Origin of the sequence: Nonomuraea sp. CA-143628 (assembly GCF_050942315.1) — a bacterium.
Classification (GTDB): Bacteria; Actinomycetota; Actinomycetes; order Streptosporangiales; family Streptosporangiaceae; genus Nonomuraea.
On sequence record NZ_CP192072.1, the window covers coordinates 38,892 to 53,195 of the forward strand.

The 14,304-nt window shown below is 71.1% G+C and carries 9 protein-coding genes; 6 read left to right on the forward strand and 3 right to left on the reverse strand.

The genetic code is table 11. The features are described 5' to 3' along the window. Positions 1–22: 22 nt before the first annotated feature. Positions 23–1,006 (reverse strand): sporulation protein, encoded by a 984-nt coding sequence (locus ACQP2T_RS00185; RefSeq protein ID WP_433514167.1) that lies wholly within the window; start codon positions 1,004–1,006, stop codon positions 23–25. A gap of 252 nt (positions 1,007–1,258) precedes the next feature. Between ACQP2T_RS00185 and ACQP2T_RS00190 the strand changes: the two genes are divergently transcribed. From ACQP2T_RS00190 to ACQP2T_RS00215, 6 genes are all read left to right on the forward strand, one after another. Then, a complete protein-coding gene (locus ACQP2T_RS00190) occupies positions 1,259–3,652 on the forward strand; it encodes an ATP-binding cassette domain-containing protein (RefSeq protein WP_433514168.1) in 2,394 nt (797 codons plus the stop codon). Between the two features lie 258 nt (positions 3,653–3,910). Then, positions 3,911–4,402, forward strand: coding sequence for a hypothetical protein (locus tag ACQP2T_RS00195; protein WP_433514169.1), 492 nt, complete (start codon positions 3,911–3,913; stop codon positions 4,400–4,402). After that, positions 4,402–5,796, forward strand: coding sequence for a hypothetical protein (locus ACQP2T_RS00200; protein WP_433514170.1), 1,395 nt, complete (start codon positions 4,402–4,404; stop codon positions 5,794–5,796). The genes ACQP2T_RS00195 and ACQP2T_RS00200 overlap by 1 nt, the downstream gene beginning before the upstream one ends. Further along, the gene (locus tag ACQP2T_RS00205) at positions 5,793–7,151 is read left to right on the forward strand and encodes a VWA domain-containing protein (RefSeq protein WP_433514171.1); all 1,359 of its coding nucleotides are present in this window, start codon (positions 5,793–5,795) and stop codon (positions 7,149–7,151) included. Before ACQP2T_RS00200 ends, ACQP2T_RS00205 begins: the two co-directional genes overlap by 4 nt. An 11-nt stretch (positions 7,152–7,162) precedes the next feature. Beyond that, complete coding sequence (locus ACQP2T_RS00210; protein ID WP_433514172.1) at positions 7,163–8,275, forward strand: ATP-binding protein; 1,113 nt, start codon at positions 7,163–7,165, stop codon at positions 8,273–8,275. Then, on the forward strand, positions 8,272–11,049 hold the full coding sequence (locus ACQP2T_RS00215; RefSeq protein ID WP_433514173.1) for a DUF5682 family protein: 2,778 nt from the start codon (positions 8,272–8,274) through the stop codon (positions 11,047–11,049). Before ACQP2T_RS00210 ends, ACQP2T_RS00215 begins: the two co-directional genes overlap by 4 nt. 122 nt (positions 11,050–11,171) lie before the next feature. On the opposite strand, the gene ACQP2T_RS00220 is transcribed toward ACQP2T_RS00215, so the two are convergent. Both ACQP2T_RS00220 and ACQP2T_RS00225 read right to left on the reverse strand, forming a co-directional pair. After that, on the reverse strand, positions 11,172–11,948 hold the full coding sequence (locus ACQP2T_RS00220; protein WP_433514174.1) for an SGNH/GDSL hydrolase family protein: 777 nt from the start codon (positions 11,946–11,948) through the stop codon (positions 11,172–11,174). Then, positions 11,945–14,227: a xanthine dehydrogenase family protein molybdopterin-binding subunit gene (locus tag ACQP2T_RS00225; protein ID WP_433514175.1), complete on the reverse strand. Its 2,283-nt coding sequence runs from the start codon at positions 14,225–14,227 to the stop codon at positions 11,945–11,947. The genes ACQP2T_RS00220 and ACQP2T_RS00225 overlap by 4 nt, the downstream gene beginning before the upstream one ends. Positions 14,228–14,304: the final 77 nt, after the last annotated feature.

Here is a 14,304-nt window from a genome sequence, read left to right on the forward strand (position 1 = left end):
CGGCCCGCCACCCGGCTCCGCGCTACCAGTCGCCGCCTTCCTCCTCCTCGTCGCCCTCGAAGATCTCTTCGGCGACCTCGGCCGCGACGAACCCGCCCACCAGGCCGGCGGCTCCGGCCGCGGCCACCGTTCCCCAACCGGGACCGCCGCCGCGGTGGTGGTGGTCGTCGTGATGTCCGTAGCCCTCGTGATGCTCCATGTGACCGTGCGACCCATAACCGCCGTGCGACCCATAACCGCCGTGCTGGGCCAGGCCGGTCAGCCAGCGGTCGAGCTCGCTGGACCAGTCGGTGTGCAGCGCGTCGTCATGGCTGACGTGGAAGCGGCCGATGGCGTCGCCGGAATAGCGGCCGGCCCGCTTGTCGGCCTCCAGGATGACCTCCAGCCCGGCCGGGCTCGCCACGAAGGTCAGCTCGACCTCGCCCACGACCCCGGCGTGCTGGGCGGGCGGGTAGAACTCGATCTCCTGGTAGAACGGCAGGTCCTGGTGCACTCCGTACAGGTGGCCGGCTTCCAGATCGGCGGACTTGAAGTGGAAGCCGAGCCGCAGCAACGCCTGGAGGATGCGGAGCTGGGAGGGCAGGGGCTCGACCGCGATCATGTCCAGGTCGCCCTTGTCCACGGCCTTGGCGATGGCCAGCTCGGTGCGTACGCCGAGGGCCATGCCGTTCAGCTGCTGGCCGTCGATCTCGCTGATCGGCGTCTCCCACGGCACCGGGATCTGGAAGTCGAGGGTGCGGTCCTCGCCCTCGCGCAGCGTGAACGGGCCCGAGACCTGGGTGCGGGAGAACTCGCCGACCCCGCCGTGCTCGCCGTCGCCGTGCTCGATCTCCACTCGCGCCACGAGGCCGAGGGTGATGTGCTCGATCTCGGCGTCGAAGTCGCCGCCCTTGAGCCGTACCTGCCCGGTCAGCAGCCCGCCCGGCTGGATGCGCGGGGTGGAAAGGACGGTGTCCACCGAGGGCGCGCCCACGCCGAAAGCGCCCAGCATCCGTTTGAAGACCACGCTGTTGTCTCCCTGTCGTCGGGATCGGTTGTGTCAGCCGCCCGTCACAACGATCAAGGCCAGGGCCGGGTTCCGAAGCGGTCAGGATTCGAGAAGCGCGGGTCACCGAGCCGCGCCTAGCCTGAGCGATGTCGGGAGGGCGGTCCGCCGGTTCCGGCCCGCCCCGCCGATCGGGTAGACAGGGGGCCGTTGCCGAAGGGGGCGACCTGACAGGGAGCGCGACGGCGGCCCCGCCCAACAGATGGAGACAGGATGAGCATGGCCACGAGTGCGGACACGCAGTCGCCTGAGCCGCACACCGCCGACAGCCACGACCTGATCCGCGTGCACGGCGCTCGCGAGAACAACCTCAAGGACGTCAGCGTCGAGCTCCCGAAGCGCCGGCTGACGGTGTTCACCGGCGTCTCCGGCTCGGGCAAGAGCTCGCTGGTGTTCGACACGATCGCCGCCGAGTCGCAGCGGCTGATCAACGAGACCTACAGCGCGTTCGTCCAGGGGTTCATGCCGACACTGGCGCGGCCCGAGGTCGACGTGCTCGACGGGCTGACCACGGCGATCATCGTGGACCAGGAGCGGATGGGCGCCAACGTCCGCTCCACCGTGGGCACCGTCACCGACGCCAACGCGATGCTGCGCATCCTGTTCAGCCGGCTCGGGCAGCCGCACATCGGCTCGCCCCAGGCGTACTCCTTCAATGTCGCCTCGATCAGCGGAGCGGGTGCGGTCACGCTGGAGCGCGGCGGGAAGGCGGTGAAGGAGCGGCGCGAGTTCAGCATCACCGGCGGCATGTGCCCGCGCTGCGAGGGCATGGGCAAGGTGAACGACATCGACCTGACCCAGCTCTTCGACGACTCCAAGTCGATCGCCGAGGGCGCGATCACCATCCCCGGCTACAAGGTGGACAGCTGGTGGACGGTGGGGATCTTCGCCCAGTCGGGCTTCATCGACCCGGACAAGCCGATCCGCGACTACACCGAGACCGAGCGGTACGACTTCCTCCACCGCGAGCCGACCAAGGTGAACGTCAACGGCGTCAATCTCACCTACGAGGGGCTGATCCCGAAGATCCAGAAGTCGTTCCTGTCCAAGGACCGGGAGGCGATGCAGCCGCACATCCGGGCGTTCGTGGACCGGGCGGTCACTTTCACCGCCTGCCCCGACTGCGGTGGCACCCGGCTCAGCGAGGCGGTCCGGTCCTCGAAGATCAAGGGGATCAACATCGGCGACGCCTGCGCGATGCAGATCAGCGACCTGGCCGAGTGGGTCCGCGACCTCGACGAGCCGTCGGTGGCGCCGCTGCTCGCCAAGCTGCGGCACACCTTCGACTCGTTCGTGGAGATCGGGCTGGGCTACCTCTCGCTGGACCGGTCGTCGGGCACGCTGTCGGGCGGCGAGGCGCAGCGGGTCAAGATGATCCGCCACCTCGGGTCGTCGCTCACCGACGTCACCTATGTCTTCGACGAGCCGACGATCGGGCTGCACCCGCACGACATCCAGCGGATGAACGGCCTGCTGTTGCGGCTGCGCGACAAGGGCAACACGGTGCTCGTCGTGGAGCACAAGCCGGAGGCGATCGCGATCGCCGACCACGTCGTCGACCTCGGCCCCGGCGCCGGTACGGCGGGTGGCACCGTCTGCTTCGAGGGCACCGTCGAGGGGCTGCGGGCCAGCGGCACCATCACCGGCCGCCATTTCGACGACCGGGCCGCCCTCAAGGAGACGGTGCGCAAGCCCACCGGGACGCTGGAGATCCGCGGCGCGACGGCGAACAACCTGCGGGACGTCGACGTCGACATCCCGCTCGGCATGCTGGTCGTCCTCACCGGCGTGGCGGGCTCGGGGAAGAGCTCGCTGATCCACGGCTCGGTGTCGGGGCGGGACGGAGTGGTCTCGATCGACCAGGGCGCGATCCGCGGCTCGCGACGGAGCAACCCGGCGACCTACACCGGACTGCTCGAGCCGGTCCGCAAGGCGTTCGCGAAGGCCAACGGGGTGAAGCCGGCGCTGTTCAGCGCCAACTCCGAGGGCGCCTGCCCCACCTGCAAGGGCGCCGGCGTCATCTACACCGACCTGGCGATGATGGCCGGGGTGGCCACCACCTGCGAGGAGTGCGAGGGGAAGCGGTTCGAGGCCTCGGTGCTGGAGTACCACCTCGCCGGCCGCGACATCAGCGAGGTGCTCGCGATGTCGGTGACCGAGGCCGAGAAGTTCTTCGGCGCCGGTGAGGCGCGTACGCCGGCCGCGCACGCCATCCTCGACCGGCTCGCCGACGTCGGACTCGGCTACGTCAGCCTCGGCCAGCCGCTCACCACGCTGTCCGGCGGCGAGCGGCAGCGGCTCAAGCTGGCCACCAACATGGGCGACAAGGGTGGCGTCTACGTCCTGGACGAGCCGACCACCGGCCTGCACCTCGCCGATGTCGAGCAGCTGCTCGGCCTGCTCGACCGGCTCGTCGACTCGGGCAAGTCGGTCATCGTCGTCGAGCACCACCAGGCGGTCATGGCGCACGCCGACTGGATCATCGACCTCGGGCCGGGCGCCGGCCATGACGGCGGCCAGATCGTCTTCGAGGGCATACCGAGCGACCTCGTCGCCGCCCGCTCCACCCTCACCGGCGAGCACCTCGCGGCCTACGTAGGCGCCTGACCGAGGCGTTCGTGGACTCGGCGCCGGATCACCGTCCGGCGCCGAGCACCGTCCAACCGCCGGATCACAGCTTGAGCAGCGGCAATGCCTCTTACTTCGATAGTCGAAGCCAAGGTCGGGCGTCCTTTCGGAGGTGATCGAAACGCCCCCGCGCTTCCCCGCGAATGGGGTAAATTACGCGATCACTGATCGGCCGTTCGCACGGGTGCCGCCGCAACGGCAGGCGTCCGCGAGCCGCTGGGCTGGAGGTCGAAAGGCGTGACCGCGGACAGAACCGCGTGGGAGCAACACAGCGTGGCACGGGTGGTCTCGCCCGTCAGACCGCGCAAACTGGCGAAGGTGCCCTTCGTCGAGATGGCCGACGGGCGGTTGCAGGGAGTCGTGTCGAGCGGCTCGGACATCAGCCGGGTGTACGTCTCGTCGGTCACCGCCGGGACTCATACCTACAACTGCAGCACCAACAACAACCGGCCGTGCGGCGGCTTGTACGGCGACATGTGCAAGCACCTGCGATCACTGGTCGATGAGGCGGTGCTGCAGTACGGCCAGGATCGGGTCGCCGGCTACCTGCGGGTGGAGCTCGCCGAGGGCGAGAGGCTGTCCTACCACCTGAACGGCGGTGTCGAGCGTACGCAGGGGGCCGAGGTGTTCAGCCGGTTCCTGCGCCACCTGGCCTACCTGGAGTTGCCCATGACCACCGAGCCCATCGCCGAGCTGCACTGGTTCCCGTCCAACGGGGCGGTGGGCTGATGCTGAGCGTGCAGCTGGCGGAGTTGACCGACCAGCCCCTTCCGGGTGTCGGCGAGGCGCTCGACCTGGTGACGGGCTTCGACGAGGCCCTGACGAACGGCTTGGCCCGGCTCGGCGAGGAGCGCGCTTCGGCGCTGACCGACCTGGCCGGCGCGGTGGCGGCCACGCCGCTGGGTGATCGGGTGGGGGAGGCGGCGGCCAAGGTCGCCGCGGGCTCGGTCTCTGAGGAGAACGTCACGTCGCTGGCCGGCGGGCGTACCGCGCTGCTGGGCGCGGTGCACGACGCCCTGCTGGCCCGCCTCGACGCGGCACTGGGCCGGGAGCGGGATTCCTGGGCGCAGCCGCCGGCGGCCGGTACGACCGACAACCTGCTCAGCGGGTGCCGGTCCTGGCTCAACGAGCTGGCCATCACCGGCTGGCGAGGAGTCGACCACGACCTCGTCTCGGCCGTGAGCCAGACGATGGAGGCGCTGCTGGCCGAGCCGCGACTGCGCCGGCTGGCCGTGCTGGTCGACGGCCTGGCGGCCGAGCTGCGCGCGTCCTGCCCGGTAGCGACGATGGAGGTCGTACCCGCCCGGCGCTGGGCCGACCTGTGGGCGCGGGCGCTGGTGCTCACGCAGGCGGGCGGCCTGCCCGTGGGCGCCGGCGAGCCGGTGTCCGGGCGGCTGCTGGTGCTCGGCGTGGACGTGCACGAGCACGCCACCGCCGTGCAGGCGCAGGTCCACGCGATCCTGGAGCCCGCCGACGGCGGTCAGTGCCGCCTGGTGCGTACGAGCGTCGCCGCCACGAAGGTGGACACGATCGTCGGCGCGGCCGTGTGGCGGCTGCTGACCGGGGCCCCGGTACTGCTCAACGCGCTCGCGCAGCACCGCAGCCTGGACATCAAGGACATGCCGCTGCTCGGCGGCGGTGACCTGGTGTGGCACGACGACCGGGCCACGGTGGGGAAGCCCGCGGATCCGTTCACCACGGCACGGGTCCAGCTGGGCAGCGCGCTCGCCCCCGCCACGCCGCCGCTGGAACGCCACCCGGTGCGAATCGCCGAGCCGGTGCTGGTCGAGGGCTACTCCGTGCCCAAGGGCAATGAGACGGTGTTCGACCTCGGCGGCACGACGATCACCGTGGACACCGACCGGCTGCCGTCGTGCGGCCCGCTCACGCCCGCGATCGTGCGCGGCTCAGAGTCGTGCATCGGCCTGCTCCGCTGGGACGCCGGCCGGTGGCTGCTCCAGCCGCTCGCCGTTCAGGGGACGGTCAAGAAGGAGCCGGTCACCGCGCACAACGGCGACTGGGCGCAGGGCCCGACGGACCCCAAGATCGCCAAGTCCGCGACCAAGAACGGCGACGCGGTGGCCGTGCTGCGCGAGCGGGCGGGACGGCTGCTGCGCAAATGACCGCCAACAACGAGAACAGGCGGCAGGTGCTCTACTGGCGCCTGCTGGCCCGGGTGTTCAACACCGAGGAGCAGGCGACCCTGGAGTCGGCCAGCGTGGCCGTCGTGGACGACCTCGGCCTGCCGGCCGCCCTGCTCGACCCGTCGGTCTCGGTGGACAACCTCGTGCAGCGCTTCCCCGACCTGGCCGCCGAGTTCGACGGCCTGCTCGACGACAACGAGGACGCCGAGGACTCCGGTGAGCAGGTGCGCAGGGCCGCGCTGATCTCCAAGCTCCTGCTCAACGTCTTCGCCACCGGGACGGGCGACGTCTCGTCCTCCCAGCTCGCCGCCTGGCAGAAGGACGCCGGGTGGTTCAAGCAAGCACTCGGGGGAAGCGGCGGCAGTCAAGACGAAGGAGCAAAGGAGAGCGAAGGATCCAGCCAAGGCCGGGGGCTCGGCACCGGCGGCGGCGGTCGTGGAATCGACGACGCCGAGCTGAACAAGGCCCTGGCCAACCTGGAAGGCGACCTGGTCCGCCGGATGCGCCTGCGCGAGGTGCTGTCCAACTCCTCCCTGGCCGCCCAGCTCAATCCCAGCATGTCGCTCATCGAGCAGCTGCTGCGCGACAAGGACAACCTCTCCGGAGAAGCCCTGGCCAACGCCAAGGCGCTGATCCGCAGGTTCGTCGACGAGGTCGCCCAGGTGCTCCGTACGCAGGTCGAGAAGACCAGCGTCGGCAAGATCGACAAGTCGGTGCCACCGAAGCGGGTGTTCCGCAACCTCGACATCGAGCGGACGATCTGGAAGAACCTCACCAACTGGAGCCCAGAGGACGAGCGGCTGTACGTGGACCGGCTGTTCTACCGGCACACGGCCAGGCGGACGACTCCGGCCCGGCTGATCGTGGTGGTGGACCAGTCGGGGTCGATGGTCGACTCGATGGTCAACTGCACCATCCTGGCGTCGATCTTCGCCGGGCTGCCCAAGGTGGACGTGCACCTGGTCGCCTACGACACCCGCGCGCTCGACCTGACGCCGTGGGTGAAGGACCCGTTCGAGGTGCTGCTGCGCACGACGCTCGGCGGCGGCACGGACGGTACGGTCGCGATGGCCCTGGCCCGGCCGAAGATCGTCGACCCGCGCAACACCGTGATGGTCTGGATCTCCGACTTCTACGACAACCGGTCGCTGATCGACGACTTCACGTCCCTGCATCGCTCGGGGGTCAAGTTCATCCCGGTCGGCTCCGTGAACAGCTCGGGGTACGCCAGCGTGGACCAGTGGTTCCGCGAAAAGCTGAAGGACCTGGGCACCCCCGTGATCTCCGGCCACATCCGCAAACTCGTGCTCGAGCTCAAGAACTTCCTCACCTAGGAGACCCGCGAATGACTGAGACACTGCGTGCCCCCGCCGAGGTCAAGTACGCCGAAGAGCTCGACTGGCTGGAGTCGATCGACGACGGCCCCAAGCCGTTCTCGTGGCGGCTCAGCCCCCGGATGGTCCGCCTGTTCGTGCTCGGCTCCGAGCGCTCGGACGGGCTCGACCGCGAGATCCCCCAGAAGTGGTTCGGTGACCGCAGCTTCGTCGAGCGCAGCATCGTGACGCTGGCCTCCGACCGCGGCCTGCTGCTCATCGGCGACCCGGGCACCGGCAAGAGCTGGCTCGCCGAGCTGCTCTCGGCGGCGATCAGCCGCAACTCCACCCTGGTCGTCCAGGGCACGGCCGGCACCACGGAAGATCACATCAAGTACTCCTGGAACGTCTCCATGGTGATCGCCAAGGGACAGTCCCGCCAGTCGATGATCCCCTCGCCCATCATGACGGCGATGGAGCGGGGCGTGATCGGCCGCTTCGAGGAGCTGACCAGGTCGACCAGCGACGTCCAGGACGCCCTGATCTCCATCCTGTCCGAGAAGTACGTCTCCATCCCTGAGCTCGACGACGACAACATCGTCTTCGCCCAGCCGGGATTCTCGATCATCGCCACGGCCAACAGCCGGGACCGGGGCGTCAACGACCTGTCGTCGGCGCTGAAGCGGCGCTTCAACTTCGTCCGCATCCCCGTGGTGACGAGCAAGACCAGCGAGGCGGAGATCGTCCGGTTCCGTACCACGGAGCTGCTGCGCCGGCACCGCATCGAGCTGGACGTGCCGCCCACGCTGCTCGACATCCTGCTGCAGAGCTTCGCCGACCTGCGCAACGCGGCGGCCTCGGCCAAGAGCGACGACGACAAGCTCGAGTCGGCCCTGTCCACGGCCGAGCAGATCGGTGTGCTGGAGGACGCCATCCTGCACAGCCAGTTCTTCGGCGACCGCCAGTTGCGGGCGGAGACGCTCGGCGGCTCGCTGGTGGGCTCGCTGGCCCGCCGCCAGCCGGAGGACCTGGCCATCCTGAACAAGTACTGGCACGGCATCGTCGAACCCCGCAGCAAGAAGGACGGCGGGCCGTGGACGGACTTCCTCGAAGGTGGCCGTCAGGCCATCAAGACGCTCTCATGAGCCCGTTCGGCGCACTCCGCGAGCAGCTGCTGGACGCCGCCGCCGCGTTCGCCGGCGAGCCGGACACCCTGGCCGGGATCCTGTCGGGCCTGGTCGACGACGTCGACCGGGCACTGAGCGAGCAGCTTGAGATCTTCCCGGTGTGTCACCACTCGCCGGCCTCGGCGCTGGCCATGGTGCGGCGCCTGCGTGAGAAGCAGCCCAAGGTCATCTACCTGGAGCTGTGCGAGGACCTGCGGCCGCTGCTCGACGAGCTGCGCAACTGCCGCCTGCCGGTGGCGTTGCAGGCGTTCGCCTCCGACGTCGACGGCTTCCCGGCCAGCTGGGAGCCGCTCAGCGTGGTGGCGCCCATCACGGAGGTGTCGGCCGAGTACCAGGCCATCTCGTACGCGCTCAACACGCCGGACGTCGAGCTGGTGCTGGTGGATCGCTCGACGGACCACGTCTTCCAGTGGCTGCCCCGCGACCCGGCCGAGCCCAAGCAGGGCGGGGAGGACGACGCGGGCCTGCACGGCGACGCCGTGGGCGTCGAGATCGGCGACCTGCGGCCGGGCTTCGCCGAGCTGGAAGAGCACCTGCTGCACCACGGCAAGGTCCGGCACTGGTCGGAGTGGTGGGACCAGTACGTCGAGCAGCCGCTGACCGGTGCGGACTACGAGTCGTACCGGCAGGTCATGGTCCTGATCGGCAGCCTGTTCCGGCGCCTGCGCCCCGAGGGCGACCGGCGGACGGACCGCGACGAGGACCGCGAGCGCTACATGTGGACGCGGATGCGCGAGCACCTCGCCGCGACGGGCGCCGATCCGGCCGAGTGCCTGTACGTCTGCGGAGCCTTCCACGCGGCCAGCCGGGTGGAGCAGTTCGGGCTGGCATCGGACGCGCCGTTCGAGATCACCCCCCGCACGGCCACCCAATGGTTGTACGGGCTCATCCCGTCGAGCCACTCCGCCATCGAGGCCCAGTTCGGCCTGGCCTCCGGCTCGGTCTCGATCGCCGCGGCCACCTGGGAGAAGGCGCTGCAGCGCGACGGCGTCAAGCCGTATCAGCTGGCTGGCCAGAAGAAGCCGGGCAAGAAGCCGCGGAAGCCGGTGGCGCCCGCCCCGCCGGAGCCGGTCACCGACCGGTTGTCCGGTTTCCTGGGCAAGCCGCCGGTCCTGGACGGGCTGGACGAGGCCGAGCTGCTCGGCTGGTCCGTCGACATCGTCCGGCTGGCCCGGCGCAACGGCTACCAGTCCAGCACCGCCGACGCCATCGCCGTGTTCGAGACGTCGATCCTGCTCGCCGGGCTGCGTGGCCGGGGACGTCCGACGCCGTACGACTTCCAGGACGCCGCGGTCACCTGCATCGAGAAGGACACGGTGCCGGGACGCCGGGACGTGCGCCGCCTGTGCGAGATCCTGCTCGGCGGCGACCGGATCGGCCAGGTGGGCTACCACGCCATGCCGCCGCTGGCCCAGGACGTGTTCGACCGGCTGCAACCGCTGGGGCTGGACCTGAGCAAGCGCACGGTACAGCGGGCGCTCATGGACCTCAAGGCGGACCCGCACCTGGTGCCCTGCTCCGACCTGCTGTGGATCCTGCGCCACCTGCTGCCCGACGACGCCGTACGGCCCATCATGGGCGCGCGGCGACTGGGCGAGCGGGCGATCCAGGAGAGCTGGGACCTGACGATCGGCAAGCACCAGCGCTCGATCATCGAGCTGGGCTACGAGGGCATCACCGTCGAGCAGGTGCTGGAGCAGCGGCTGCGGCGCAAGGTGTGGGATCCCAAGGCGACCGCGGCCGTGGCGCTCGAGGCCGTCGAGGACTCGATCCTCTACCTGCGCAGCCGGCGGTTCACCGACGAGCTCGGGGCGCGGGCCGTGGAGCTGCTGGCCGCCGAGCGGTCCGTGGACGACGCGCCGGAGGTGCTGCGCCGGATCAGGCGGCTGCTGGCCCACTACCGCGCGACCGAGCCGGAGCTGCCGGCCTGGTGCGAGGCGTTCGTCACGGCGGGGTTCGCGCATTACTGCACGCTGCTGCCGACCGCCTTCGTGGACGAGTACACCGGTGTCCGGCAGGTGTCGGCCATGCTCGGGTTCCTGTTCACGATGGAGAGCCTGGCGCTGGCGCTGGGGTGTGAGCGGGCCCAGCTGGAGATCGCGGTGCGGCAGTCGCACCCGGAGGCGCCCGCCAAGGTGGCCCTCCTGTGGTCGGCCCAGTATCTGCTCGGCACGTTGCCGCTGGCCGAGCTGCGGGCGCGCTGTGACGAGCTGCTCGCCAACCCGCTCGTCATCCCGGCCTTCCCGGAGTACATGAGCGGGTTCGCGCAGGCGATGGAGCCGGCTCCCGCGCTGGCGTCGTTCGTGGTCGAGCTGATGTCGAAGGCCTTCGGCCGGTTGCCCGACTCCGTGCTGCTGCCGTGGCTGCCCGGCCTGATCACCACCCTGCGCGAGCAGGCCGGTGAGCTGGTGCCCATCCTGGTGCGCGAGGCGGGCCGTACGTTCCCCGGCAACCTGACCGCGCTCGACCAGTGGACACCGCCGTGGTCGGCGAAGCCCGCGAAGAAGGCGACGAGTGCGGCGGCGCCCGCGCCGGCGGGCCCGGTGACCGACCTGCTGGCCGGACATCCGGGCACGACCGACGCCGTGGCCGCGCTGCTCGGCTGCGAGGGCGGCTGGCAGCAGGTCGACGCCGGCCCGTCCGGCGGCTCGTCCAGCGGAGAGGCGGGCGCGCTGCTGGCCCGTCATCCCGAGACCGCCGACGCCGTGGCGGCAGTGCTCGTCAGCGTGTGAGCCGGGGCCGGCGCCCTACCGATTCCCTGGTGGGCGCCGGCCTGCGGGATGATCACGGCCGTTTGACCGGCGCGGTGGTCCGCGGGGTGATCGCGGCCGGTCACCGGGCCGAGTTCGGCGACTCACCGGGGTGGTGACGACACCGGGCCGAGCTCGGGGCGCTTGGCGACGCGGCCGTCTCCCGAGGACCGGCCGCGCAGACGCCGGTAGATCCAGGGCCCGGCGAAGCTCGCGACCCAGCGGACCTCGGCCCCGGCCACCCGCCAGCGCGCCGCCGGGGGAAGCGGCGTGAGCGGGACCGACCAGGTGTCGTCGCTGCCGGGCAGCCCGATGGCGTGGGCGATGGCGGCGGCGATCCTGGCGTGGCCCAGCGGGCTGGCGTGCAGCCGGTCGCTGCTCCACATCCTGGCGTCGGTGGTGAAGGAGTGCGGGAAGGTGTCGACGACGATGACGCCGTGGCGGGCCGCGGCGGCCTTGATCCGGTCATTGATGTCGAGCACGCGGGGGACCAGCCGCCGGGCCAGCGGGGCGATCTTGCCGATGTCGGGGAAGGTCACGGTCACCACGCACGCGCCGGACGCGGTGAGCTGCGCGAACATGTCTTCCAACGCCGAGGCGACCGCGACGGCGTCGAAACCGGGCCGGACGAGGTCGTTCATCCCGGCCATCACCGTGGCCAGGTCGGGCCGCAGCCGCAGCGCCGGGCCGAGCTGCTCGTCGCGGATCTGCCCGGCCAGGCGCCCGCGGACGCCCAGATTGGCGTACTGGACGTCGGGGTTCGCGACGGCCAGCTGCTCGGCGAGCCGGTCGGCCCAGCCGCGGTGGCCCCGGATGTCGTCGCCGTCGCCGAGGCCCTCCGTCTGGCTGTCACCGAGGGCGACATATCGGGCGTAGGTCATTCAGCGAGTAGAGCCCACAAGACCGCCGGGGTCAATGGCGTCTGAGTGATGCGAGTGGCGATCTCCGGCAGCGCGGCGGCGACCGCGTTGCCGATGGCCGCCGGCGGGCCGATCGTCCCCGACTCCCCGGCGCCCTTCATGCCGCCGGGCGTTCGCGGCGAGGGCACCTCCAGCGTCGCGAGCCGGATGTCGGGGATCTCCCGGGTGGTCGGCAGCAGGTACTCGGCGACCGGCTGCCCCTCCTCGGTGTAGACGATCTCCTCCGTCAGCGCCATGCCGATCCCCTGCGCGATCCCGCCGAGGACCTGGCCCTCCACGATCGCCGGGTTGACCAGCACACCGGAGTCGTTGACGGCCCAGTAGCCCTCGACCTCGACCGCTCCCGTCTCCGGATCGACCGCGACCGCCGCCGCATGGGCTCCGTAGGCGTACGTCATGTCGGCCGGATCGTAGGAGACCCGCTCCTCCAGTCCGGGTGTGGCCCCCTCGGGCAGGTCCCAGCCCCGCCACGCCGACGTGGCGATCTCCCGCAGCGTCAGCGACGCCTGCGGATCCCCCTTGACGCGTACGACGGAGTCGACGATCTCCAGGTCGGCCGGCGCCGCCTCCAGCAGATGGGCGGAGATGGCCACGATCTTCTCCCGCAGCCGGTCCCCGGCCAGGGCCAGCGCGCCGCCGCCCACCGCGAGCGAGCGGCTGGCGATCGACCCGATCGAGGAGTACGGCGTGGCCGAGGTGTCGCCCAGCACCACGCGTACCCGGTCGAGCGGCACCCCCACCCGGTCCGCCGCGATCTGGGACAACGCCGTCTCGATGCCCTGCCCGACCCCCGACACCCCCGACGAGACGACGACCGAGGCGTCCTGCTCCATGCGCAGGATCGCGGTCTCGAAGCCCCCGGCCAGCATGCCCATGGCCTTCATGCCCATCGACGAGCCGAGCCCGGTGCCCTCCACATGGCAGGAGTAGCCGACGCCGCGCCTGCGTCCGTCGTCACGGGCCGGGGGAGTGACCAGGTCGCGCAGGGTACGCAGGGCGCGGGGGTAGTCGCCGGAGTCGTACGCCTGCCCGGTCCGGGACGTACAGGGGAGCTCGTCGGGGCCGAGCATGTTGCGCAGCCGCAGCTCCACCGGGTCGGCGCCGAGCCGTCTGGCCGCCTCGTCGATCAGCCGCTCCCTGGTCCAGGTGGCCTCCGGCTGTCCGAAGCCGCGATAGGAGCCGGTCGGGGTGGTCGTCGTGACGACGGCGCGCAGCCGTACCCCCGCCCGATCGAAGCGGTAAGGGCCCGGCAGCAGCGTGGCGGTCACCGCGAACGGCGAGATGCCGACGTTCGACGGGTGGCCGCCGAGATCGCCGACGACGTCGGCGTGCAGCGCGACGAAGCGCCCGTCCGCGTCGAGCGCCAGGCGGGCCCGGTGCACGGCGGCCCGCGAGGGCAGGGTCGCGGCGAGGCGGTCCGTGGGCGACTCCGTCCAGCTCACCGGGCGGCCCAGGCGCATGGCGGCCAGGCAGATGAGCACCTCGTCCGGATACAGGTGCTCCTTCCCCCCGAAACCGCCGCCCGCGTCGCCGGTCACGACGCGTACCCGGTCGTGCGTGAGCCCGAGCGCGTCCGCGGCCTGCTCGCGTACGTGGTGCGGGGCCTGCGTCGAGGTCCGCACGGTCAGCTCGCCGTCGGCGAAGTCGGCGACGATGCCGCGCGGCTCCAGCGGGTACGGCGTGGCCCGGCCGAACGTGAACGTCATCTCCACCACGTGCGCGGCCCCCGCGATGACCGCGTCGCAGTCCTGGTCGCCGAGCGTGAAGTCGGTCAGCACGTTGCCGCCCCAGTCCGGGTACAGCAGCGGGGCGTCATCGGCCAGCGCCCGCTCGATCCCGATCACTGGGGGCAGCGCCTCGTAGCCGAGGTCGAGCAGGTCGGCCGCGTCCCTGGCGGCCTCCGGCGTCCGGGCGACCACCACGGCGAGCGGCTGGCCCACGTAGCGGATCGCCTCGTCGAGCGCCAGGTAGGAGGTGACGGGCTGGCCGGGGCTCAGGGTGACGCAGGGCAGGCGGACCGCGGCGGCGTCGCCCGGCGTGATGACGTCGAGCATCCCGTCGATCGTCCACGCCTCCTTGGCGTCCCAGCTCACCAGCCGTCCATGGGCGATGGGGCTGCGGACGACGACCGCGTACGCCATGCCGGGCAGCCGTACGTTCGCGACGTACCGGGCGCGCCCGGTCAGCAGCCGGGCATCCTCGCGGCGGGGCGTCCTGGCACCCACATAACCTTCAGCCATAGCCCGATTGTGAGCGTGGGCGGACCGCCGGTCTATCGACACACGGGTGTCACCCGGCTACCTTCCGGCGCGGGTGT

Bases quoted from the DNA above. Each gene is read 5' to 3' on its own strand.
- ACQP2T_RS00190 (WP_433514168.1), top strand. From the start codon at position 1,259: ATGAGCATGGCCACGAGTGCGGACACGCAGTCGCCTGAGCCGCACACC.
- ACQP2T_RS00200 (WP_433514170.1), top strand. From the start codon at position 4,402: ATGCTGAGCGTGCAGCTGGCGGAGTTGACCGACCAGCCCCTTCCGGGT.
- ACQP2T_RS00205 (WP_433514171.1), top strand. From the start codon at position 5,793: ATGACCGCCAACAACGAGAACAGGCGGCAGGTGCTCTACTGGCGCCTG.
- ACQP2T_RS00210 (WP_433514172.1), top strand. From the start codon at position 7,163: ATGACTGAGACACTGCGTGCCCCCGCCGAGGTCAAGTACGCCGAAGAG.
- ACQP2T_RS00215 (WP_433514173.1), top strand. From the start codon at position 8,272: ATGAGCCCGTTCGGCGCACTCCGCGAGCAGCTGCTGGACGCCGCCGCC.
- ACQP2T_RS00220 (WP_433514174.1), bottom strand. From the start codon at position 11,948: ATGACCTACGCCCGATATGTCGCCCTCGGTGACAGCCAGACGGAGGGC.
- ACQP2T_RS00225 (WP_433514175.1), bottom strand. From the start codon at position 14,227: ATGGCTGAAGGTTATGTGGGTGCCAGGACGCCCCGCCGCGAGGATGCC.